The organism is Pedobacter sp. L105 (assembly GCF_009765875.1).
GTDB lineage: Bacteria > Bacteroidota > Bacteroidia > Sphingobacteriales > Sphingobacteriaceae > Pedobacter.
In genome coordinates this window covers 176,304-200,892 of sequence record NZ_LMUP01000006.1, presented here as the reverse complement: position 1 = coordinate 200,892, position 24,589 = coordinate 176,304, and the positions used below count along the sequence as shown (strand labels likewise).

Sequence of the window (24,589 nt, the reverse complement as noted above, 5' to 3'; positions counted from 1 at the left end):
TACGATCTATTTGATGGCAGTAACCGTAAAATCAATACCCAATGGATTATTTTTAAACTGGCAGATCAGCGGGAACTCAGGATCATTCAATATCCATAAATCCCCTGCTTCTTCCACACCAGTTACATGTAATACATCCAGCTCCTGGCTGCCAATGGTAAAAGGTTTTTCTTTATTATTTTCCTTCAATACATAAGTAGTATTGTTATACATCAGTTTCCGCGTTTTTTTCAGGGCTCTAAAAGCAGCTTTGGAAATGATGGCAAAAGTTTCTTCCGGGCCGAGTTTTACTACCGATAAAGGAACTGGCTGTACAAAATTAATTCTCGTTCCTTTTTCAAATCCGGCGGCAGAAATCTGGTAACTGCCGGAAGAGAGCCCCCTGATGGTCCAGTTGAGCAGCACGCTGTCAGTTAAAGCATTCACGGTAATACTGATTGGAACAGTTTGCCCGTACAATGAAAAACGTTCTTCTATTTTAGTACCCGCTTTGATGACAGGTACTGTTTGTGCTTGCTGCGCTTCCGACTGTCTGGCAATTAAACCTAATAGGAAAAGCACCATTAATTTCTTCATCATTGTTTTAAGCTTAACGGTGGTAAAATTGTATTGCCCCAAGTGGATGGCTGGGAATCCATTTCAAAAACAAGCTCTCCTCCTTTAAGGATATCATCGTGGCTAATCCAGGCCTGGTTAAAGTTCCTGCCATTTAATGTGGCAGATTTGATATAAACATGCTGTGCAGATAAGCCATGTGCAACGATCTTAAAGTCTTTCCCGTTCTCCTGGTGAAATATGGTTTGTTTTAATAATGGAGAATTTAGCAGGTAATAATTCTGGCCAGCATTGGGATAAAGGCCCATTAGGTGAAAGGCCAGCCAGGAAGACATTGCACCCGAATCATCATTCCCAGGCAATCCTCTGTGTCCTGTATTATAACTGGCAGCGATAATCTGACGGATACGCTGACTACTCAAATCAGGTCTGCCGATCCAGTGATAAAGTGTAGGGACTAAAAAAGAGGGCTCGTTGGCTACATTAAAGAAGTGTTTATCAAAAAAAGTATCCAGCCGCATTCTGAAGGCCTCGTTACCCCCCGATTTTTGAATCAATACCGGGATCTCGTGAGGGATGCTTAAAGAATACTCCCAGGAAGTTCCTTCATAAAAAAAGCCGCACCAGTGGCAGGCATACCAGGGTGTTTCATGAGTTAAAGGAGTATAAATATAAGTGGGGTGCTGCCGTTCCGATTTTCCGTAAGGAATACTATCCAGCCATTTACCTGCTTCATTTTTGGGCATGATAAACCCTCTGGCACCTTCATGCACGTAATCATCGCGCCATAGATTTTTCCAGTTTCCGGATTGCGCAATAAAACGTTCATAGGTTTTCTGATGGTTAAGTCCTTTAGCGAGGGTAGCAATATTGTAATCGTTGTAGGCATAATCTACTGTCCGGTTGCCCGAGCGAACTACAGAAAAAGGAACATAACCTAAACGGTTGTATTCCGTAAGACCGCCTCTTCCCTCCTGTTCTTCATTGCCTCCGGGAGCAACAGTAGCATCTTTTAACATCGCTTCCAGGCCCATCTCATAATCAATACCTTTTAGCCCTTTAACGTAAGCATCGGCAATTACTGTTTCTGCGTGAGAACCGCCCTGCGTTCTTCCATTGGCATTTCCGCTCCTGCCATCAGGCAAAAAGCCATCATGTTTATAAATATCCAGCAGTGCATTTACAATTTCAACTTCTCTTTTTGGAGAAATGAGGGTAATTAGCGGATTGGAAGTACGGAAAGTATCCCAAAGGGTATAAAAATCATCGTAATAAGGCTGATCGTCTGTCCATAAAGGATTTTCCCCGGTACGGTTCACAGGCATCAGCATGGTATGATAAAGCCCTGTATAAAACAATGCCTTTTCAGTAACAGAAGAAGTTGGATCTATTTCTATACGGCTAAATAAAGTCTCCCATTTGTCCTGCAGCTGGTTTAACACCTTGTCAAAATCCCAGTGTGGTATTTCTTCTTCTATGTTGGCTTTAGCTTTTAAAGAACTAAGGAAAGAGATACCGATCTTCATATGTACCGCAGCAGTGTTGCCACCCAGTTTAAGCAGCATTCCTGTTTTCTTGCCACTGTCAAATTGTGTACTGGCCCCTGGATATAAATGAGTTCCTTTCCAGCTCGCATAACCGGTTACCGGTTGATCGAGCACTGCATAAAAATAAACAGTATATGCACGGCCATTGTTCCAGCCACCCCTGATGCGGCTATAGCCCCTGATTTCTGTTGGGGAAACCAGTTCAATCTCCGAACCTACAAACTGCTGTGCTTCCCTTGAATCCGGAACAGGCTGCTCTCCGAGAAAAAAACCAGCATCTATTTTGAGTGATTTATTTTCTGCAGAGGGATAACTGAATTGATAAAATGATACTTTATCGGCCGTAGTGATTTCTGTTTTAACCTGGCTTTTTTTAAGGATCACACTGTAATAACCCAGTTTTACGGTTTCATTTTCACGAAGGGAAGATTGATCCTGCAAATCCAGCGGGCCGGTAAATGGCATCACGAGGATGTTACCATATTTTGGCCCGCCACCAGTACCGCTCACATGCAGCTGACTAAAACCTGTTACAGGTACATCGGGCAACCAGCCGCTGTTTGGACCGCTGCCGCAATCGGGTGAAGGTTTAACCATCCCAAAGGGATAGGCGGGGCCGATAAATACCCTGCCTAAACCTTCAGACCCTATCATAGGATCTACAAAAGGGAAATGTTTTTCCTGCGATTTCACAGTAGATCCCAATAAAGTAGCCGACAGCAATAAACTTAAAAATTGATATTTCACTGATTAATTTTTAAAGAATGGGTTCAATCTAAAATATTTACCGCCTTCAAAACTGATCACATAATCAGATTTAAAATGGGTGCTTTTCTGGTAATAATCTGTAGTGATGATTTGCGCTCCTGAAGCACAGGCAGCCTCGAAATTAGAATAATCATTACGTCTTGCTTCTTCAGTATCTGAATCTGCACGGGTACGGATAATATATCCTTTTTTAATCAGCTGTGGGATAGCCGGGTTCTTAGCATCATTGATGATCATCATACCCGCTTCAGGCCTTCCTGCTTCTGCATTCACAAACAGTGTTCTTCCTTTTAATGAAGGGTGTCCTTTAATGTACATTTCCATTTTCTCTCCTTTTTGATCCAGCAGTAAAAGGAATTTTCCTCTTGCGGCTTTCAGGGTAGGCCAGTTATCATGTAATACGGCGTCTTCTAATGTTTTATATTTTCCGCGTACCACATCCGGGGTAATGATCTGGTCTTTACCCAAAGTATTCAGGATCACCTGGTCAAACTGATCAAATATTTCTGGTGTGTATTTTTCCGGTGCACTAAAACCCTCACCTTTCAGCTGATTGTCTTTAGCTTCCATGGTAATAAATATCGGTGTGTGATCAGGATGCGCTAAAGACCATTTTCTTAACTTTTCCAGTCCCCCTTTAAGTGTTAGAAAATCACTGCGGTAATCCAGGTCCTGAATATGAAACACTTTGAAACCCGGTGCATCCATCTCCTTATTCACATCATACGCAGGTTGCCCCTTTGCCCAGTCGAGCCCTCTTGGATGTGCATATTTCCCACCTTTTGAATCTGCGTAAGAATCGATCTCCAGGTTTCTCAATCCCATGTCCAGCTGTTCGGTAATACCAATATGTTCATAATCGATCCTACTGGCAGATACTGAATCTTTTTTCGCAAACGTGGCAAACAACAAAGGGTCGATTGCTTTTTTATAACTGTTGTGTGATCCGATCACCTGGATCTTATTGATAGGAAGGTCATCACCATCCTGTTTTTTAACCAAAGGAAGCGCCAGTAGTAAAACGGCGCAGGAAACAAATTTCATCATATATATAAAATAAAAACAGCCGGTATAAAACCGGCTGTTTAATTAGAAATTATTAGTAACCTGGATTTTGTACCAGGCTTGAATTCAATTTCAGTTCAGTATTTGGAACAGGATAGATTCTTCTGGTAAGGTCTTTATCCATTGATAAAACGTCGTTGGCTAAAGGATATTCCTTTTCAAACTCACCAAAACGGATCAGGTCATTTCTTCTCCAGCATTCCCAGCTCAGCTCTCTGGCACGCTCATCCAGCAAAGTGTCTAAAGTAACTTCGGTAGCAGCAACCGCTCCGGCCCTTGCTCTGATCTTGTTCACCAATACTAAAGGTGTTTGCATTTCACCATTCACTACTGTAGCAGTTGCTCCGCGCAGAATGGCTTCTGCTTTCATCAGCATCACATCAGCAAGGCGTAATACCGGCATATCATTACCATTTAAACGGGTAGCCTGAATCGCATTTACATCCGGCCAGTATTTAACGGAACGTACACCTTCGGCCTGAGAATAAATGGTATTACCAACATCCATAGGTTTTCCAGGTACCAGGATAATATCCGGCGTAAGGTTAATCTGTATGTTTGTTCCTGAATTATAAACTGGTTGTGTTAAATCTGGTTTACGGTTGGCATCAGGTTTATATTGAGGCCCTTCTAACCAGAAAGTATTTCTTACGTCGCCAGCCAGATTAAACCTGTTCCAATATTCGTGTGTAGTACTCATAGAGATACTGAAACCTACGTTTGGCATACCATAAGCTGGCGCCAGTGCCGGGAAAAATCCAAAGCGGGTGATCTGATTACCCGGGATCTGCTGATCATAAGGGATAGCAAAAATGGTTTCCGTGATCTGAGGTCCGTTGTTCACATCAAAAATATCAGAATATTTAGCATCTAAAGCATAATTTGTGTTCTTCAGCACACTATCAGCCATAGCAACTGCATCAGTATATCTTGGGGTTCCGGTGTATACAACAGAATTGAGGTATAATTTTTCCAGCAGGGCGAAAGCCATAGCCTTAGTTGGTTTACCATAGGTTGCAACCTGGTTAGTACTGGTTTTTGCAGGCAATTGCTGACTAACAGCAAGCAGTTCTTTCTCCACAAAAGAAAAGATAGCAGCCCTTGGCTGAGTAGCAGGCGAACCTACTACAGGGAATGTTTGTATAAGAGGCACATTACCAAAAAGGTCCATCATAAAGAAATAATAAAGGGCACGCATGGCCTTAATTTCGGTTACGCCCGCCGCTTTAACAGCAGCAGTAGAATTTGAACCAGTGGTTACGTTGATCAGGCGGTTACAATTGTTAATCCCTCCAAAACCCCATTGCCAGATGGTGATCACATTGGGATGGTCAGCTGTCCAGGTATGGTAATGCAATTGTCTGTACTGGCCGCCATCATCAAAGTTACCATCCCTGGCTGGCAGGATAGCGGCATCTGTAGACAATTCCTGCATCCTGAAATAAGGAACACCAAATTGTGAGGATAGATTGGAATACATTGTTCCATAAAGTGCCGCATAGTCTGCAGTAGTACTTGGAAAATTACTGCTCGTATATTCTGAATTTATAGGTACATCCAGCTTCTTGCAGGATGTGGCTGAAAGTATGACAGCACTTAGGGCTGCTAATAAAAATATCTTTTTCATTGTACTAATGATTAAAAGGTAGCGTTTACACCCAAACTAACAGTACGGGTTTTTGGATAAAAATTGTTATTGTCAATACCTGGTGTGATACCACCCATACTAACCTCTGGATCTACACCTGTATATTTGGTGATGATGAAGATGTTGCTTCCACTAGCATAGATACGTATAGATCTGACGTTCTTTAATTTAGGTTTAATGGTATAACCCAGCGTAGCATTATCCAGTCTCAGGTAAGATCCGCTTTCCAGGTACCTCGTAGAAATCAGGTAATCATTTACATCATTAGCAGATTCTCCTAATGTTGTTCTTGGGATATTCTGTAAGTTGGCATCTGCAGGGTCATTCAGCGTTGCTGCCGTTGCGTTCAGGATTTTGTTTCCATAAACGCCGCGGATCAGGAAGTTGAAATCCCATTTTCTATAGGTGAAACTGTTGCTCCATCCATAGGTAAATTTAGGTTGTGCACTTCCGGAAGGTCTCGCATCAGTACTCAAAGGCTGAGTATCGATAATTTTTCCCGCTGCATTGTAATAAGTACTAACTCCAGCAGCGTTTTTACCAGCATATTGCCATAAGTTATAGGTACCTAAAGCTTCGCCAGGCTGTATGATCTGACTGTATATTCCTGATTGTCCCTTACCGCCTAATAAAGCAGTCTGGATATAATTCAGTTTATACAAATCATTTGATAAACTTACTACTACGTTTTTATTGTGTGAGAAATTAGGTGATGAATTCCAGGAGAAGTCGGATGTTTTGACAACCAGCGCATTCAATGAAAGCTCTATACCCGTATTTTTGATCTCACCCACATTTGCGGTAATTGTTGGATAAGCATATTGCGTAGTAGAAACAGCATACTGTGAATAGATCAGGTTAGATGTTTTCTTGATATAATAATCTACCGAACCCGTGATCCTGTTTTTCAGCAAACCAAAGTCTAAACCGATGTTTGTAGTTGCTGTAGTCTCCCATCTTAAATCAGGATTAGGGTTTTGTGTGGTACCAATGGAATTACTGATGGTACCAGTGCTATTCAGGTATTTCCCACCTGTTAGCGGTGTGCCATATAACAACAAGGCCGAATAGGCGTTAAAACCTAAACTATTTCCTGAAACGCCATAACCTACCCTTAATTTCAGGTCACTGATCACCGGGATGTTCTGCATGAAATCTTCTTTTATGATTCTCCATCCACCTGATACCGATGGAAATAATCCCCATTGTTTGTTCGCACCAAAAGCAGAAGAGCCATCATCCCTTAAGGAAGCCTGGAACAGGTACTTTTCATCAAAGTTATACTGTGCCCTTCCATAAAAAGAGATTAACCTAAGGGTAGACATTGGATTGTTGTTAATTACCAGCTGCGATAACGAAGCAGGATTAGAAAGGAAAAGATTGTTAGCACCCAATGCATCATTAGAAAAATTCTGCGTGGTTAAACCAAAACCATCATTGGTTTTATCTTCTTCCCATGAATAACCTGCTAATAATTTCAGGCTATGTTTACCAAACTGTTTATCATAGTTAAAATATCCTTCCAGTACAGTAGTTTTATTTAGTGAATCTATTTTAATCGCCTGACCATTATCGCCCCTTGCCAGTCCAGACTGACTGTTCAAATAGGAACTGTAGTTATTCTGATCTTTTTGAGTAGAGATACTTCCTGTAAATTTCAAGCCCGACAGGATGTTAACCTGTGCAATTCCATTGATCAGTGTTTTATTATTTTGCTGATTGATGGAGTTGTTATCAATAACAGATAAAGGGTTACGTGTTCCATTTCCTGTTCTCAGGTAGTTTTCTTTATAAGAGCCATCCGGGTTAAAAGGACTTACAGTAGGTAAAAAGAAAAGCATGTTGTATAATGCAGTACCCTGGTAAACGTTTTCGCTGGCCGAAACACTATTGGTCATTGACAAACCTAGTTTCAATCTATCGTCGAAGAATTTCTGATTGATATACCCCCTTACGATTGTTCTTTGTAAAGATGTATTTTTCAACACTCCCTGATTATCAAGGTAATTGACACTAGCACCATAATCGGCACCATTTTGTGAACCACTGTAAGACACGTTATGATTTTGTGAATAACCTGTTTTTTCAATCAGGTCCTGCCAGTTGGTATTTGAACCATCGTCATCAACAGTATTTAGTGTTTTGCCATTTGCTTTCAGGTAATCGCGCAATTCAGGGGCACTCAGCATATCATATTGTTTAGATATCTTTTGTACTGCTCCATAACCGCTGTAAGTTAATCTCGACTGACCTTCTTTTGATTTTTTAGTCGTTACAATGATTACCCCGTTTGCAGCTCTTGAACCATAGATAGAAGTTGCCGAAGCATCTTTTAAGACATCTATCGATTCAATATCAGCTGGCGCGATCAGGTCAATAGACATACCGGGAACACCATCAATTACATAAAACGGCTCCATTGCTGCACCTTCACGAAAAGTAGAAGGGCCCCTTAAAGAAGTTGAAGGTTTTGCATTCGGATCACTGCTTACCGTAATATTTAACCCGGCAACTTTACCCTGTAACAATTGAGCGGGGTTTACAGTAACACCAGGATTAAATTCTTCAGAAGTAACGGAGGTAATTGATCCGGTCAGGTTTTTTTTACTCGAAGTACCATAACCTATTACCACTACATCATTTAATGTTTTGCTGTCATCTGTTAAGGTGACGTTTACTGTTGGTTTATTCCCAACAGGTACCTCTGTGTTTACCATTCCGATCATGCCAAACACCAGGACATCTTCTGGTCCGTTGATCCGGATCGTAAAGTTACCATCCTGATTGGTAGATGAAGCAATGGTAGTTCCTTTAACTTTTACAGTAACCCCAGGTAAACCAGCATGGCTTCCATCTGTTACCTTACCTTTTATAATCCGGCCCGATTGTTGGGCAAAGGTGCTGATAGATATCAATAAAAGTAAGAAAGCAGTTACCGCCCTCCACTTTATACGATGTGACACCCGAAAAATTACATTGTAGTTTTGTCTCATAAAACGTTTTAGTTATCTTTAATAATTTCGACAAAGATGTCGCTCCGACTTTACGGCAATCCCGCATTCAGGTTATGAAATTGTTAAAACCCGGTATCGTTCTTGTGATTTTGATAACAAATACAAAACTTTATCATTATATTAAGTAATTTTATTCCTACACCTATAACTATTATTTGAATCTAACAAATGAAAAAATCACTATTTCTTACCGTATATGTACTTTTTTTAGGTATGATCTTGCCTTTTACCTTAAAAGCACAGTCGGAAGGTGATTTGACGGTTGATACGAAAGGAATATTGAGATGGAAGAAGACCGGCACCGAAGCTTCATTTTTTGGGGTAAATTATACCGTTCCTTTTGCCTATGGTTACCGGTCGCACAAGGCCCTGGGTGTAAATCCAGAGCTGGCTATAGACAATGATGTTTACCATATGGCGAGGCTGGGCATCAATGCTTTCAGGGTACATGTATGGGATACAGAGATCAGTGATGTAGAAGGAAACCTGATCAACAATGAACATCTGCGTTTATTTGACTACCTGCTTTCCAAACTGGAGGAAAGGGGAATCCATATCCTGATTACGCCTATTGCCTTCTGGGGAAACGGTTATCCCGAAAAAGATGAAAAAACAGGCAGCTTCAGCAATGTTTATGGAAAAGAACAGTCTGTAGTGAATGAGAAAGCGATCCAGGCACAGGAACGTTATCTCCAGCAGCTTTTCAGCCATGTAAATCCCTACACCAAAAAAACGTATGGTATCGATCCCTTTGTGGTAGCCGCCGAGCTAAACAATGAACCCAAACATAGCGGCCCTAAAAGTTTAGCTACCGCTTATATCAACCGGCTGGCCGTGGCGCTGAGAAGTACGGGATGGACAAAACCGGTATTTTATAACATCAGCGAATCCCCGCGTTATGCAGATGCGGTTGCAGCGGCGAAGGTTGATGGATTTAGTTTCCAATGGTATCCGATAGGCCTGGTGGCCGGGCATGAACAAAAAGGGAACTTTCTGCCCAATGTAGACCGTTATGTGATTCCTTTTGACACTATCCCTGCTTTTCTGAATAAACCCAGGATTATCTATGAATTTGATGCTGCGGATGTATTACAGTCCTTCCTTTACCCGGCAATGGCCAGAAGTTTCCGTACTGCAGGTTTTCAATGGGCCACACAATTTGCCTACGACCCTATGGCTACTGCTTATGCCAATACGGAATACCAAACGCATTACCTTAACCTGGCCTATACCCCATCTAAAGCAATCAGCCTGCTGATCGCAGGAGAGGTTTTTAGGACCACGCCTTTGTTCAAGTCTTTTGGCAGCTACCCGGCTGATACTTTATTTTCAGACTTCAGGTTAAGCTATAAAGAAAACCTGAGTGAAATGAATGGTAAAAAGACTTTTTATTACTCCAACACTACCCCTACCCGACCTGCTAACCTAAAAACACTGGAACATATTGCCGGAGTAGGTTCATCTGTTATGGTTAAGTATAAAGGTACAGGGGCTTATTTCCTGGATAAACTGGCGGATGGAAACTGGCGGCTGGAAGTGATGCCCGATGTACAACGGATCAGTGATCCATTTGCGACAGCTTCGCCCGATAAAGAAGTTAACAAAATTAGATGGGCAGCAAATCCGATCAGCATCATATTGCCTGATCTAAATGCAGCGTTTTACATCCTCGGTTTAAATAAGGGCAATACCTTCCAGGCAAAGGCCAGCAAAAACTCTTTTCTGGTTACACCCGGAACCTATTTACTGAGCGACAAACAGCTCAACGAAAAGGAGCTTCCCCTAAGGAGCACCGGAAAAATAGGCTTGCGCGAATTTGTAGCCCCAATGCCTGTGGTCATAAAAAACCCTACAATACAGAAACCTGACCCGGATGGATTCTTTTTCAGCGGACCAGGATTACCTATCGTTTTATTTGACGCGGCAAAGCCTCCCCGTAATATTAACTTTTACCTGGAAGAATGGAGCAAAAACAGCTATGCCTTTACAACGGCCGACCAGGATAAAAATGCAGCACTGAACATTAAACACCTCGCTTCGCCTGTAAAAAGAAACGGCGGACTCGAAATTTACATCGGGGAGATACTTCGTCATGCCGGGGATTTAACAGCTTACCATTACCTGGTGTTTACAGCCAGTGTAAACCATGGATTGAATGTTCACCTAAGCCTGATCAGCGGATCAGCTGTCTCTTATAGTGATATCGCCAAACTGGATCAACAAACTAAGGATATCAAAATCCCTCTTTCAGCCTTTAAACCTTCCCAGTTATTGCTCTTACCCAGACCCTACCCGGGTTTTCAACCGCTATATTTTAAATCAGATAATTCACAACCTTTCCAACTGCAAAACATAGAAAAGTTTCAGTTCAGCTATGAAGTAAAGGAAAATACAGAGGAAGCGATTACGATCAAAAATATAAGACTGGAAAAATAAGTAACACAGCCAGCTCGGGGCTCTCCTCAATTCAGGAGAGCCAGGCCGGCGAGAGAGAGAATACTAATTATCTTCTGAATTTTCGGCAGCGTCCGGATCCTTACCTTCATTGCGGATAAAATCGGCATCCCTTAAATTACGTCGCCTTTTTACGATATCATTTACATTAACGAAGCCATCAAATGGCATCTCGTTATCAAATTCTTCATTTTTATCTTCGTCCTCTATAGGTTGTATATTTGGCATAGTGATGAGTACTGATGTTTAATTTTCTTAAAAGAGCTTACAAGTTATAAAGGGTACCCTTATAACTGAACTTTTTTACACGAACAAAGATATAACCGTGGTGAAACCCAATATTCCCACTTAAGCTTGTCACATGATCGAGAGGCATAAATATCCGCAGCGCAGTAAATAGAAATTAAATAAGGAAAATATAATGAAGAGAAGGATATGGCTATTTATCCTCGGAAGGCCCTTCTGTAGGATTGATGTTAGGCTGCAAATTCAGATCTGCATCCCAGCTATCATCTGAAACATTAAATTCGGCATTTCTTAACTGCCGCCTTTTTTTGATGATATCGTTGACATTAACAAAACCATCAAATGGAACATAAGGCTGATCATCCTTATTTGTTGCCGACTCTCCTGGATTTTGATTGGATTCCGTTTGCATTTGGTAATAAGATTAGCGATATATCCGGTAAATATAACAAATACTTCGTATTCCCAAAACCTTGTCGGGCAGTAACTGTTTAAAAGAGAGTATAATCACCATATGAAAAGGATCCTACAATTTCTAAACCTGCTTACCTTATTGTTTACCATTGGGATCAATTATTTTTTTAATGCCCCGCAGGATGGAAGGGCATCTGTTAAAGAGATATCTGCAAAGTATGATACACTGTTAACCCCTGCCGGTTATGCTTTTGGTATATGGGGATTAATTTATCTGGGCTTAATCATTTTCGCCGTTTACCAGCTTTGGGATCTGGTTAAGAAAAATATAAATACAGACTTCGTGTTAAAGATTGGCTGGTGGTTTATTATTGCTAACCTGGCTAATGCGGCCTGGATATTTGCTTTTACCAGCAACCAGATAGGCTTGTCCTTAATCCTCATCTGTATTATTTTCTTTGCCCTCCTAAAAATTGTACTGAATATCAATATGGAAAGATGGGATGCCCCAGTACCCATTATTGCTTTTATATGGTGGCCCTTTAGTTTCTATTTTGGATGGATCAATGTTGCCCTGATGGTTAATGCAGCTGCTTACTTAACCGCTTTAGGATGGAACGGCGGGCCGCTTAGTCCTGAACTATGGACTATAATCATACTATTTATCGCGGCCATTATCTTTATTACAATGACGTGGAAGCGCAACATGCGGGAATATGCCAATGTAGGTGTCTGGGGAATCGTAGCTATAGCGGTAAAAAACTGGAATACCCACCCTACCGTCGCCTGGATAGCGCTTGCCCTGGCTATTATAATTTTTATTAACGCATCGGTACATGGGTATCAAAACCGTGCAACAGCCCCTTTTGCAAAAAGGGTAAAAACAATTTAAACTAAATGAACATGGAAAATCAAAAAAATACACCAAACAACGAGACAACTACCCCTCATCCAGAAGGAATTAATAAGTGGAATGACAGATTAGATGAAAATCTGGAAAGCGAAAAAACAGGCAATTTAGAGGCCGATGAGAAAGCCCGCGATTATTCTGCCACACATGGCAGCGGTGATCAGTCGGATGAAGGTTTGATTGAAGAAAGTAATCCAAAAACTACCTGATTTTGTTTTTCTATTCATAAAAAAGCCCTCAAAATTGTACAAATTCTGAGGGCTTTGCATGTCTAAATTTTAGGGGCATTCAAATGAGGTTGATCTAGCTTTAAGAGAACCTACATTTTATCACGCAGGGCTTTAAATTCTGAACCTTTTTTCCATTGAGGGAAAGTAGTCTCCTTACTTAAACGGTAGCCCATATCAAATAACAAACGGACATCCATTACCATCCCCCTTCTGTCTGCAGCAGGGTCAAAATTATCCTGTGGAGAATGGTATTGTGATTTATAAAATTCGGCCGTATGTTTTAATCCCCATTCCCTGCCATGTTCTAGGTTATCTACACCAGAACCGGTAAAAAGCGATGGAATACCCACTTTAGCAAAGTTAAAGTGATCAGAACGGTAGTATAAACCTTTAGCCGGGGTAGGATCTTCAACGGCCACCCTTCCCTGTTTTTTTGCTGAAACAGCGGCATAGTCTTCCAGATCTGACTGGCCAAATCCATAAATCATAATATCTTTAGTCAGTCCGGCCATGCCCATCATATCCATATTGATGTCTGCTACGGTCTTTTTGATAGGAAATACAGGATGTTTAGCATAATATTCTGAACCGATCAGCCCCTGCTCTTCTCCTGTAAAGGATACAAAGACAATTGAACGTTCCGGTTTTTGCGGTAATTTTTCAAATGCCGCAGCAATTTCCAGTAAAGCAGCTACCCCACTGGCATTATCTACAGCACCGTTATAAATAGAATCTCCTTTTACGGGTTCTCCAATTCCTAAATGGTCCCAGTGGGCAGAATAAATAATATTTTCATCAGGCCTCTTTGTGCCGGGAACAATAGCCACCACATTATTGGATATCGATTTCTTAATCGTATTGGTAATCGTTAGTGCAGTACTTATTTTTAAATCCACAGCTTTAAACCCTGGCTTAAGGGCGGCTGCAAACAGGGCATCGGCCGACTGCCCGCCAAGTTTAAAGAGTTGCTTTGCCATATCCAATGTGATCCATCCTTCTACGATGGCCCTCGACATATTATTATCTTTTTCTTCCAGCTGCAACTTAGACTTAGACCAGCCGCTGCGCACCACAGACCATGGGTAAGCTGCCGGGGCAGTATCATGAATGATCAATATCGCTGCTGCTCCCTGACGTGCTGCTTCTTCAAATTTGTAGGTCCAGCGCCCGTAATAGGTCATGTTCTTACCTTTAAAAAGCGTAGAATCAGAAAAACCGGGATCATTAACCATCACGACTACAGTTTTTCCTTTTACATCCAGGCCTGCATAATCGTTCCATTTATATTCAGGGGCAACAATTCCATAACCGGCAAAAACAACGGGAGAATTTTCCAGGCTTACTTTGGGAAGAACCCGCTTGGTAGCCGCTACAAAATCAGTCAGGTATTTAGCAGTTACATTCCCTGAAGCACCTTTGAATATCATTTTCTGATCGGGCGTAGACCTGATTTCTACCATAGGTACCTGCTGAAAATAGCTGTCTCCATTTCCCGGTTTAAGCCCCAGCCGGCTAAACTGTTCTTTCAGGTAATTGATTGATTTCGTTTCCCCAATCGTAAAAGGCTTGCGGCCCTGAAATTCATCCGATGCCAGTACACTGATATGTTTTGCAAAACTGGAATCATTGATCATTTTAATAGCTGCGGAATCTGCTGTACCTGTTGTTTCACCCGTACTCCTGGGTTTACAGGAGGCAAAACAAAGACCGGCAGCAGCAAGGCAAAGAATAGTTCGGTTCATGCTGATAACGTTAAATTTCCTTCAATATATTATAAAAAATCTAGATTATCAGCATGAAACAAACGATAACCTATTCACTCCATGGAGAACACAAAATGCAGTCGCAGAAATTCTTTCTCTGAAAATTAGGAATCATATAAGCGCAAACATCCGCTTTGATATTACCGAAGGTAGTTTCTGTTTTATGCTCAAAACCAGAAAAGAACGTAGGAATAATTTTCTTTTTAAAATCAGTTCTTGGGAAAACACCAACGATCTCCTCACGGTTTGCCTGACTGAGTTGCTCATAACCTTCACCCATTACGTCAAGCCCTACACCAGAGTACATTAGCGCTACTTCTGGTTCTTTATGTTCTGCTATGCCGATAGAAGTATGCAGTGCGATAGCATCCCAAACCAATTGTAATGATTCTTTTGGCATGCCATGGCTTTTCAAAAAGTCCCTGGCAGCATTGGCGCCATCTACTTCAAAACGCAGATCAGGACTTGAATATTTTTTTGTTAAGCCGAGGTCATGGAAAACAGAACTTACATATAACAATTCCGGATCGTATTTAAATCCCTCACGGTTACCTTTCAATGAAGAGAAAAGAAATACCCTTAAAGAGTGGTTGTAAATAAATTCAGTACCGTATTCAAGAAGCAGCTCTCTGGCTTCGGATGCAATTTTACTGTCGGGAATAACAATCCCTGCAACAGATTTAGGTTTAGCTATAGACATAATCTTTTTTTTATATACCAAAAGTAAGGCATATAAATAGCGCTGAAAATGCCATTATCTGCAGATCACATGTCAATTTCAACAGTCTGCTTCCTATAGCTTTCAGGAGAAAGAGAGGTGTTCTTTTTAAAGAAGTGACTGAATTGATAAGGAGAGAAATTGAGCTTAAAAGCTATTTCTTTAATAGAACCCGACGAAAACTGCAAGGATCTTTTAGCTTCAGCAATCAAGTGATCCTGAATGATATCCTTAGCACCTTTACCTGCATATTTTCTGCATAGCTCAGTCAGTTTCCTTGCAGAAATATGGAGTTTTTCTGCGAAATAGGTTACATCATGCGAAATTTCATACTGATGTTCCAGCAAAGTAATGAAATCATGATAGATTTTATCATCCTGCTGACCGTTAACTTTGAGCAGCAGCGAATTAATATTCGCAATTTTAATCATCAGGATCTTCAGAAATGCAGCCAGTACATCACCTTTATTCACATAAGGTGCTGCCTCATACTCTGTAAATGTATCTTCAAACAATCCTGATAAAGAAGACCTATCCTTTAGACTCAATTGAATATGCTGGTTGGCGGTAATATCATTAAATAAAGCAGCCTTGCAATTATTTGCGCTTACCGGTGTTTTATCCCAGAAGCAGTCGCCAAAACAAAGGCTGTATCCTGCAAAATCAGTTGTACGACTAAAAGAATAAACCTGATTTTTGGCCAGCAAGATCAGGCTATTGGCCGCAACAGTATAATCAGCACCATCAATCTGAATAGTCCCCCTTCCCTTTTCGAGGAAAATGAACTGATTAAAACTCACCCTGAAAAAATGATTTAACGGAAAAGTAGACGATGTTAAACGTTCAATTGAAAACGAATCTGACAGAGAAGTTTCAATTTCAAGGTTAATTATTGCAGGATTTACCATGACTCAATGATAATGAAATCAAAGTTAAACATTATCAGGTTACTGTCAATCCTTGATTAGGCTAAGCGATAAAAATCACGCGCATTTTCATCAAAAAAAAGCTGCTGTTCAAGTGATGAAAATGAGCTGAAATAAGATTTTACCACATCAAGCGACTGCTTATAATCAGCGGCTGCGAGGCATACAGGCCAGTCAGAGCCATACATTAACCGCTCTACCCCGAAGGCTTCCACTACCACATCCAGATAGGGCCTAAAGTCTTCCTTTTTCCATCCCTGAAGGTCGGCTTCGGTAAGCATTCCCGAAACTTTACAATGTACCTGTTCATGCCGGGCAAGCAACTCTATATTTTTCTTCCAGTTTTGTATCTCCCCTTGTTTAATACCTGGTTTTCCCATATGGTCGAGCACAAAAAGCTGATTCGGAAGATGCGACACGAATTGTGGTATAAACTGCAGCTGATCTGCCGAAACCAGAATATCATAGGTGAAACCTACTTCTTCCAGATGCCGGATTCCATTGAGAAAGGATTTTGTCAGCATCAAATCCCTTTGTGTTTCACCCTGTAAAATATGGCGGACACCTTTTATTTTCGGGAAATTTGCCAGTTTATATAAGTCGCTGGCTATATCCGGCGACTGCAGGTCGACCCAGCCCACAATTCCCTTTACAAAATCATTCGCAAAACTCATGTCCAGCAGGAAATCATTATCACCCGCTGTATGTTCTGCCTGGACTGCCACACAGCCATCTACCTGATTTTCCTTGAATACCGCAGCAAGGTGCTCAGGTAAAAAATCACGACGGATAACCGCCATATCATCATTGATCCAGTTATGGATTAATGGATCATATTTCCAGAAATGCTGATGTGAATCAATCATGATAATAAAATTTAATGGGCCATGCTCAGTTTTATTTTTTTAACTTTCAAATTAGCCATGGCGAAATAAAAGATGACAGCAAAACAAACGGCAGGGATCAGATAAGCCGTTTGAATATTCGTCCTGTCAGACAGCCTGCCCATCAATACTGGAAATACAGCTCCGCCTACAATAGCCATAATTAACAGGGAAGACCCTTCTTTCATTCTCGAACCCAACCCTCTTATACTTAAAGAAAATATAGTAGGGAACATAATAGACATAAAAAATTGTACCCCTATCAACGCATAAACTGAAGCTTTACCATGAAGAAGCACTGCCGCGATAACCAGGATAATATTGATCATGCTATATACAGCCAGTAATTTTGAAGGGGCAATATATTTCATCAGGAAAGTACCAATAAACCTGCCGGCCATAAAACCAAGCAGGGCACCTGAAAGAAACATAGCAGCAGATTTCTCCTCTATACCGGCTACATGACCGGAGAAACGGATAAAGAAACTGCTTACACAAACCTGTGCGCCTACATAAAAGAATTGGGCAACAACACCCAACATTAGATTTTTTTCGGTCAGCAACGAGCCTTTATGCTCTGTATGTCCCGTTTCATCCTGAATTTCTGGTAAGGGGGTAAAGATCAGAAAAATGGCAATCAGTAAAACTACAGCTCCGATAATCAGAAATGGAACCTGAACCGCAGCAGCTTCATGATTAAGATAGATATTTAATTTCTCAGGACTCATTGCATTTTGTACTTCAGGACTCAATTTATGTCCGGAAAGGATGAACACCCCCCCCAGAAAGGGAGCCGTAGTAGCCGCAAGGCCGTTAAAAGACTGTGCAAAATTTAAGCGTTGTGTGGCACCTTCAGGATCTCCCAATACGGTGATATAAGGATTGGCCGCTGTTTCCAGGAAAGTAAGCCCGCAGGCGATAATGAATAACGCCCCTAAAAAGAATAAAAACGATCGTTCCTGCGCCGCAGGAAAAAACAGGAATGCTCCGGTAGCAAAAAGGATTAATCCAAATACAATCCCTCCTTTATAACCGAATTTTTTCATAAACCTTCCAGCTGGCAAGGCCAGTAAAAAATAAGCGATATAAGAAGCAGAATCAATAAAAGCAGACTGGGTATCTGAAAGCTGACAGGCTTTCTTTAAATGCGGGATCAGGATAGGATTTAGATTGAGTGCAAATCCCCATAAAAAGAACAGGGAGACGATCAGCACCACAGCGAAATGATTTTTTCTCATTTTAACTTCGTTTGTATACAGGTTTAAGGGTTTACATTGGTTTTTTAAAGAAAGGACATAATTGCTTAAAAAAGCAACACGAGGTTATCCAGTTATTAAGCTATTTTAACCTCCGTCCAAACGATTAAACGAATATAACTGAATCTTCCTGTTTAAAATACAAATACGGAGATAAGAGGCATCGAAAAACTATTTCCAGGTAGAAGCGTATTTACCCGGTTTTTTAGGCCCAAACAACCCTATATTTAGAGAGAAGAACATACCAATAGATTTTAAATTCGCGTCGTGCTCCCCTATACCCGTAAGCGGCAACTTAGCAAAAGGCTGCACCCCTATACTCATCGACTGAGTAATCTGATGATTAAAATTAACACCTAAATTGGCAACGCCAAAGATGTGCTGGTTTTGATTATCTATTACCTGGGTAGTGGTTGTTTGAGAGGCCCCGCTTCCATTAATATACTCATACTTTTCCTTGAGCATGAAATAGCTGGAAACCCCGGCAGTCATGCTGATAGCCAATTGCTTTTTATTCATCAGTTTGTAATTCACATTCAGCGGAATATCCAGTACATTACAATCTGCATTTACCTGGTTCGTAGCGTCGTAATTATTGGAATAATTGTAATATTTTTTGGCGTAGATTGCCCCGGAACTTACACTTACTTTATCCCAGACCGCATAACTGGCTACCATACCCAAATCAGAACTTACCTTTGAAGATTTGCTGGAGTTAGCAGTAGAAATGTCAGGGGCAGCCATAGCGGTAAGTACCAGGTTATGTCCCTGCTGTTGTAAAGCAGCATCCATCTTTTTCTTTATACTTCGCTCAATCTCAGTTTTATCTATCTTTTCAAAAGGATCTTTACTTTGTGCCAGTGCATTGGCTGTTCTCACTACCCTTGCACTATCTGTCTCTGGTATAACCTGGTGAGGTTTGGAGTCGACAGATGCCGTTTGCGGAGCAATTGCAGGAATTGAAATGACAGGATCTTTACGTTCCTTCACTGTTTCAGGAAGCAGTTGTTGAACTTTTGGATAAACAACCGCAGTCTGAGGCGCATTTGTATTTACAGGAGCAGAAAAGGCATCAGTTCTATTTATTTTTACTTCAGTTGGTTGAAGAGGTTTTATCCCAGCAAACACATTTGCAGAAGGGTTAACTGCAGGCTGCCCTGAAGGCGTAATCTGCGATGGGGCAGAAAGTACAGCAGCATTTTCTTCATCAGAAAAACGTGGCTGCCCCATTTTATTCAGCGTATCATTTTCTTTTACTGTAAGCGGCAGTTCATTTTGACGTTTTTGTTTTACGGTATGGTTCGCTAAGGATGTTTTTGTATCTGGCTGACCTTTAAATACAGGTGTAAGGAAAAACAGCGAAAGAAAAATCAGTAATGCAGCTGCGATTCCTCCGGCCATAAATATCCATAAGGGCAGGATTCTTTTTTTCTCCTGCGCATCCAGTTTGCGTTCCATTTTCTCCCAGTCCAATTCATTGAAAGGAATTTCAGGATCGCTTAGTCCACGTTTAAATAACTGATCTATTTCGTTCTCGTCTTCCATCAGTTCCTATATTTCATTGTCATATAATGCGCTATAAATTCCCTCATCACAAATCTGCTCCTTAACCTCATAGAGCAAATCATGGCTTCGACACATTTGCATCAGTATTTAATTTAACAGTGCTGGCTACAGGATTGTTCCCTCCTAAAGTCAGCAGTTTCTCTTGTAATTTTTGTCTGGCCTTAAACAGGTTAGACTTTGATGTACCTACGGAAATCTTTAGCATATCCGCAATCTCATCATGTGAATAACCATCTATCGCAAACAGGTTAAATACGGTCCGGTAAGCAGGCGAAAGTCCCTGCACCAAAACCAGTAGATCCTTATAAGCAAGCTCATCGTAAACCTTAGCAGAATCGCCAATATTTTCATACTCGCTCACATCATCATGACCTGAGAACTTAAGGTTCATCCGATAATAATCTATGGCGGTATTGGTAATTATCCTTGCAAGCCAGGATTTAAAAGGTTTAGACGGATCATATTTTTCAATATGCGTGAATACCTTCATGAAACCATCATTCAAAACATCTGCAGCATCATAGTCATTCAGGGAGTAACGTCTGCATATAGCCATCCCATAACTATAAAATTCTTTATAGAGCAATTGCTGACTGGACCTGTCCTTCCTGATGCATCCGTTGATGATTCCTTGCACCTAACTTTCTGATTTAACCTGCCTCATTTTTACCCCAATACGGGAGTAACCTTCAATAGGTTGCCTAAAATACTAAGAAACTTTATTTCATCTACTAATTTACTCTATTTCAATTATTTATTTTACAATAGCTCATTTTTTCACCTCTCCACACAACCTTCAATGTTGTTCGGCCGTAATCGCTGTAGTTTAAAAATAATAATATTCTAATCAACAACGCTCATGGTGCCAACGCTTTCTTCTCTCCTCTTGAATTGTCCAGTAGAACACCCCATATCCTTTGGTAATTAAAATTATTTATGTCAAAAAACCGAATCATCTTAGCAGGAATAACTACGGTCTATCTGCTCTTAGCCGCCTGCTCCAAAAAACAAGCAGAAGAAATTGTTCCTGGAGGAGCAGTACCTGTAGGCACTGCAGTCACTTACACCAATTTTGTACAGGCCCTGTTCCAAACAAAATGTGCCTTTTGCCATTCGCCGGGAACCAATACTACCGCTACCGCCGCATGGACGTATAATGGCTACAGCTCCATTACCAGCATAGCTGCCGAAGTCAAACAGGCCGTACTGGTCAATAAAACAATGCCGCTAACAGGCAGCTTGTCATCAGCAGAACTCCAATCCCTGCAAGCCTGGTTTGATCAGGGCACACCGCAATAATCATTAAAAACTTAAAAACCCCAATCATGAAAAAATTACTATTTATTCTTTACGCCACATTAATCGGCTATTCTGCCCAGGCACAAGGTATTCTGATCAGCAGGAACGCTTCCCTTTCGTTCTTTTCCAGTACGCCCGTAGAAGATATTGAGGCAAAAAGCAACCAGGCAACTTCAGTATTGGATCCAAAAACGCGTGATATTATATTCAAAGTGAGCAATACAACTTTTGAATTTCCAAAAAAGCTGATGCAGGAACACTTTAACGAAGAATACATAGAAAGTGACAAGTTTCCCTATTCAGAGTTCAAAGGAAAGATTAAAGATGAGGTTGACCTGAGCAAAAATGGAACTTATACGGTAACCGTTGCAGGAACGCTCAATTTGCATGGGGTAACCAAACCTTATGAAACAAAAGCCACCCTAATAGTGAACAATGGGTCAATCAGTGCAAAAGCTACTTTCAGGGTAAAAATTGCCGACCATGACATCAAGGTACCCTCCATCGTATTTAAACACATTGCGGAATCTGTTGATGTCCGTGTAGCTGCTGACTATCAACCAAAAAAATCATGAAGAAACAATTAACATCAGTTAAAAATATAGTATTACTTGTCCTGCTGCTGTTCACCCTAAAAAGCTTTGGGCAAACAGATCTGGAAAAAGAATTGGACAATGCTAAACCCAAAGGCCATGAAAAAGTGAAATCTACTTTTAAATCCACCAAATTGGTTAACGGACAAACCAACGAAACCATTTATAAAAACGAATTGGATTTTAGAGTGGATCACCGTTTTGGAGACATTGCAGGTTCTAATGGGGGAATAAGGCCTTTCTTCGGATTAGATAATGCTTCCGATGTCCGCATAGGTTTTCAATACGGACTGAGCGACCGCTTAACTGTTGGTTTCGCCAGGGATAAGGGAGCAACAGATGTAAGGCAGTTGTATGAGCTGAATTTAAAATACAGACTGCTGGAACAAACTACGGATAATTATATTCCCTTTGCCGTTACCTTGTTCGGGAGTGCCACCGCTGCCGGTGTACAGGCCAGCACAGATTTAACATCAGATATTGCCTATACCGACTTTAACAGCAGGCTAAACTACGTGAGCCAGATCATCTTTGCCCGGAAGTTCAGCCCAAGTTTATCTGTCACCCTAACGCCTACCTACGTTCACCGCAATTTTACCGCTTTCAGGGATCAAAACGATCTGTTTGCCATGGGTGCCGGCGCCAGGGCCAAGCTAACCAACCATATGTCCCTGATTGTAGATTATTTCCTTTCTTTCCGCAATAGCGGGGATAAAGATTATATACAACAACTCAATGGTACTAAATTTTATAATCCGCTGGGTGTAGGCCTGGAGATCGAAACAGGTGGTCACGTATTTGATATCAACTTCACCAATGCTACAGCGATAGACGAAATGCAGTTTATCCCTTCAACTACCACTTCCTGGTTAAAGGGCCAGTACCGCTGGGGTTTTAGTATTTCCAGAAGGTTCTCCTTTAATAAGGATAAAAAGAAAGATCAGTATCCTGAGAAAAAGTAAGTTGCTATCTAGCAACTTACTTTTAATTTCCTTAGCAGCATGCCAAAGGGTATTTTAGGTTCTATCCAGGTAGATTTAGGAGGCAGAACAATGCCCTGATGGGCAATTTCAATCAACTGATCGGCATTCATGGCTGCCATAGTAAAGGCTATCGCATCAGGATGGGCTTCCAAAATTTTCTGCAGTTCATGAATAGCTTCAGCCCCGCCTACCGGGATCAGCCGCTGGTCTGTAGCCGGCTGTTCTATTTTAAAAAATGGCTTGAAGACCATTTCCTGCAGCATACAGGCATCCGGCAAACCAGTGATATCTTTTAATTTACAAGCCATATTGTACCATCTGCCAGCAATGAACAATCCAAATTCATGTTTTTTCATCGGCATAACCGGTTCATTGCGCGGTGATTTGGTTACCGAAAAAGTTCTTTTTAAATCCCTGAAGACCTGATCGATATAAATCTCCTCAGAAGGGATAATCACCCTATGGTATTCTTTAACTTTTAGCTGGTCACTGGCCAGGTAAAAGGAAGAGATATAATTAAAATCACCAGACTTAATTTCTTTTTGACGCTTCATTTCCCGGTATTTCACAGCTGCTGCCAAACGGTGATGTCCGTCTGCCAGGTATACGTTTTGCAGTTCTGAAAAGCAGGAGCTCAACAGACGGATTGTTTTCATATCATAAATGGTCCATATCCTGTGAAAAACCTTATTGGAATAATATACGGAATTGGCTTCGGCCTGTTTGATCTGGTTAAGGAGCGACTTGATTGCCGGGGTTGGCTTGTGGGTAATTAACAAAGGTCCTCCTTCTAATCCTACTTCATCCCTGTAATTGATCAGTCCCAGCGCATTACAATCAAGGGTAGATTCATGCGTTTTAATATGTCCATTCTCAAAATCATCCAGGTCAGTAACAGCCCAGACACCAGTCTGTACTGTATTTCCTTCGGTGATCTCATAGATAAAGATACATGGGTTTTCCTCCTGATAGAAGTCGCCCTCACTCATCATCTTTTTAAGATTAACAATGATACAATCATTGGTCAATCCCTTATTTCCGTCGTGCCCATTATCCAGTTTCTGCGCGATCACCCCTATGCTGTTTACAGAACTGGATGAAGGACGCAGCGATAACATTTTATCTACATACACTTCTTGAGGCCTTAAAGCCATGAAAGGTCTAATTGTTGCCATAAACTGTTAAATTATCTTTGTGAAATCCCTGATCTTACTGTTTTACGTCTTACTGACAGTAGTTCTCAGATTGATTAGGTTTATACAAATTTCACAAGAGATTATTTGATATTACTATCAGTTGCAGATTAAAGACAATTAAACTGATTATCTGAAATTACACAGAATAAAAATTTGTCTTATTACACTAACAGACCAATTAAACAGAATTATATTTTCCCGAAAAATGAACAAAAGGAACATACCGTAATTCATACACTAAGTATTCATTATCTGATGTTTAGCTGAAATTTAAAATAAATATGAAGCTATATCAATTTAGCCGATAAAGGTAATAAAATGTTGGTTACTTTTCCAATAAAATACACTATCCTATCTATGAACAACAGTGGGGAGCATATATAAGGAGGTATTGTACCCTATTAATCCGGGTCACAATGCCAGATTAAATTAAGTTTCGAACCCCTTTATTGAAAGTGTTTTTTTTTGCGTGCGACAGCCTGCAAAACATGCGCGCGTACTGCCGGAACTTTAGTCAATGAATTTAATTTCTATCTGTTATCATAATAGTCTCT

The 24,589-nt window shown here is 40.9% G+C and carries 21 protein-coding genes; 6 read left to right on the top strand and 15 right to left on the bottom strand.

Going from position 1 to position 24,589, the window contains the following annotated elements:
- Positions 1–6: 6 nt before the first annotated feature.
- From GSQ84_RS13095 to GSQ84_RS13075, 5 genes are read right to left on the bottom strand one after another with little or no spacing between them, the layout of a single operon-like run.
- Positions 7–579, bottom strand: a complete 573-nt coding sequence (locus GSQ84_RS13095) for a hypothetical protein (RefSeq protein ID WP_158797721.1) — start codon at positions 577–579, stop codon at positions 7–9.
- Entirely contained in the window at positions 576–2,849 is a 2,274-nt protein-coding gene (locus GSQ84_RS13090; protein ID WP_158797720.1) for a GH92 family glycosyl hydrolase, read from the bottom strand. Before GSQ84_RS13090 ends, GSQ84_RS13095 begins: the two co-directional genes overlap by 4 nt.
- Before the next feature lie 3 nt (positions 2,850–2,852).
- Positions 2,853–3,917: a phosphatidylinositol-specific phospholipase C1-like protein gene (locus GSQ84_RS13085; protein WP_254070854.1), complete on the bottom strand. Its 1,065-nt coding sequence runs from the start codon at positions 3,915–3,917 to the stop codon at positions 2,853–2,855.
- 52 nt (positions 3,918–3,969) lie between these two features.
- Complete coding sequence (locus GSQ84_RS13080; RefSeq protein WP_158797719.1) at positions 3,970–5,562, bottom strand: RagB/SusD family nutrient uptake outer membrane protein; 1,593 nt, start codon at positions 5,560–5,562, stop codon at positions 3,970–3,972.
- 11 nt (positions 5,563–5,573) lie between these two features.
- Positions 5,574–8,576 carry a TonB-dependent receptor gene (locus GSQ84_RS13075; protein WP_158797718.1) on the bottom strand — a complete coding sequence of 1,001 codons (3,003 nt, stop codon included), beginning with the start codon at positions 8,574–8,576 and terminating at the stop codon, positions 5,574–5,576.
- A gap of 189 nt (positions 8,577–8,765) precedes the next feature.
- Between GSQ84_RS13075 and GSQ84_RS13070 the strand changes: the two genes are divergently transcribed.
- A complete protein-coding gene (locus tag GSQ84_RS13070; RefSeq protein ID WP_158797717.1) occupies positions 8,766–11,033 on the top strand; it encodes a membrane or secreted protein in 2,268 nt (755 codons plus the stop codon).
- A 63-nt stretch (positions 11,034–11,096) separates the two neighbouring features.
- On the opposite strand, the gene GSQ84_RS13065 is transcribed toward GSQ84_RS13070, so the two are convergent.
- Both GSQ84_RS13065 and GSQ84_RS13060 read right to left on the bottom strand, forming a co-directional pair.
- The gene (locus GSQ84_RS13065) at positions 11,097–11,279 is read right to left on the bottom strand and encodes a hypothetical protein (RefSeq protein WP_158797716.1); all 183 of its coding nucleotides are present in this window, start codon (positions 11,277–11,279) and stop codon (positions 11,097–11,099) included.
- 211 nt (positions 11,280–11,490) lie between these two features.
- Positions 11,491–11,709, bottom strand: a complete 219-nt coding sequence (locus GSQ84_RS13060; protein WP_158797715.1) for a hypothetical protein — start codon at positions 11,707–11,709, stop codon at positions 11,491–11,493.
- 102 nt (positions 11,710–11,811) lie between these two features.
- On the opposite strand from GSQ84_RS13060, the gene GSQ84_RS13055 reads away from it, so the two are divergent.
- Both GSQ84_RS13055 and GSQ84_RS13050 read left to right on the top strand, forming a co-directional pair.
- Complete coding sequence (locus tag GSQ84_RS13055) at positions 11,812–12,603, top strand: tryptophan-rich sensory protein (protein ID WP_158797714.1); 792 nt, start codon at positions 11,812–11,814, stop codon at positions 12,601–12,603.
- An 11-nt stretch (positions 12,604–12,614) separates the two neighbouring features.
- Entirely contained in the window at positions 12,615–12,830 is a 216-nt protein-coding gene (locus tag GSQ84_RS13050) for a hypothetical protein (RefSeq protein ID WP_158797713.1), read from the top strand.
- Between the two features lie 110 nt (positions 12,831–12,940).
- On the opposite strand, the gene GSQ84_RS13045 is transcribed toward GSQ84_RS13050, so the two are convergent.
- From GSQ84_RS13045 to GSQ84_RS13015, 7 genes are all read right to left on the bottom strand, one after another.
- Positions 12,941–14,593: a M28 family metallopeptidase gene (locus tag GSQ84_RS13045; protein ID WP_158797712.1), complete on the bottom strand. Its 1,653-nt coding sequence runs from the start codon at positions 14,591–14,593 to the stop codon at positions 12,941–12,943.
- 70 nt (positions 14,594–14,663) lie between these two features.
- Positions 14,664–15,314 (bottom strand): HD domain-containing protein, encoded by a 651-nt coding sequence (locus GSQ84_RS13040; protein ID WP_158797711.1) that lies wholly within the window; start codon positions 15,312–15,314, stop codon positions 14,664–14,666.
- A 65-nt stretch (positions 15,315–15,379) separates the two neighbouring features.
- Complete coding sequence (locus GSQ84_RS13035) at positions 15,380–16,240, bottom strand: helix-turn-helix domain-containing protein (protein ID WP_158797710.1); 861 nt, start codon at positions 16,238–16,240, stop codon at positions 15,380–15,382.
- A gap of 56 nt (positions 16,241–16,296) precedes the next feature.
- A complete protein-coding gene (locus GSQ84_RS13030) occupies positions 16,297–17,124 on the bottom strand; it encodes an amidohydrolase family protein (RefSeq protein ID WP_158797709.1) in 828 nt (275 codons plus the stop codon).
- Positions 17,125–17,135: 11 nt separating this feature from the next.
- On the bottom strand, positions 17,136–18,380 hold the full coding sequence (gene fucP, locus GSQ84_RS13025) for an L-fucose:H+ symporter permease (protein WP_158797708.1): 1,245 nt from the start codon (positions 18,378–18,380) through the stop codon (positions 17,136–17,138).
- A gap of 189 nt (positions 18,381–18,569) precedes the next feature.
- Complete coding sequence (locus GSQ84_RS13020) at positions 18,570–19,943, bottom strand: hypothetical protein (protein ID WP_158797707.1); 1,374 nt, start codon at positions 19,941–19,943, stop codon at positions 18,570–18,572.
- A 79-nt stretch (positions 19,944–20,022) separates the two neighbouring features.
- Positions 20,023–20,601 carry an RNA polymerase sigma factor gene (locus GSQ84_RS13015; RefSeq protein WP_254070853.1) on the bottom strand — a complete coding sequence of 193 codons (579 nt, stop codon included), beginning with the start codon at positions 20,599–20,601 and terminating at the stop codon, positions 20,023–20,025.
- A gap of 299 nt (positions 20,602–20,900) precedes the next feature.
- Here GSQ84_RS13015 and GSQ84_RS13010 point away from each other — a divergent pair, with 299 nt between their 5' ends.
- From GSQ84_RS13010 to GSQ84_RS13000, 3 genes are read left to right on the top strand one after another with little or no spacing between them, the layout of a single operon-like run.
- Positions 20,901–21,263: a hypothetical protein gene (locus tag GSQ84_RS13010; protein ID WP_158797706.1), complete on the top strand. Its 363-nt coding sequence runs from the start codon at positions 20,901–20,903 to the stop codon at positions 21,261–21,263.
- 26 nt (positions 21,264–21,289) lie between these two features.
- Positions 21,290–21,838, top strand: coding sequence for a YceI family protein (locus GSQ84_RS13005; protein ID WP_158797705.1), 549 nt, complete (start codon positions 21,290–21,292; stop codon positions 21,836–21,838).
- Positions 21,835–22,818: a DUF5777 family beta-barrel protein gene (locus GSQ84_RS13000; protein WP_158797704.1), complete on the top strand. Its 984-nt coding sequence runs from the start codon at positions 21,835–21,837 to the stop codon at positions 22,816–22,818. Before GSQ84_RS13005 ends, GSQ84_RS13000 begins: the two co-directional genes overlap by 4 nt.
- A gap of 8 nt (positions 22,819–22,826) precedes the next feature.
- Here GSQ84_RS13000 and GSQ84_RS12995 read toward each other — a convergent pair whose 3' ends face one another.
- Positions 22,827–24,014, bottom strand: coding sequence for a DUF1015 family protein (locus GSQ84_RS12995; RefSeq protein WP_158797703.1), 1,188 nt, complete (start codon positions 24,012–24,014; stop codon positions 22,827–22,829).
- Positions 24,015–24,589: the final 575 nt, after the last annotated feature.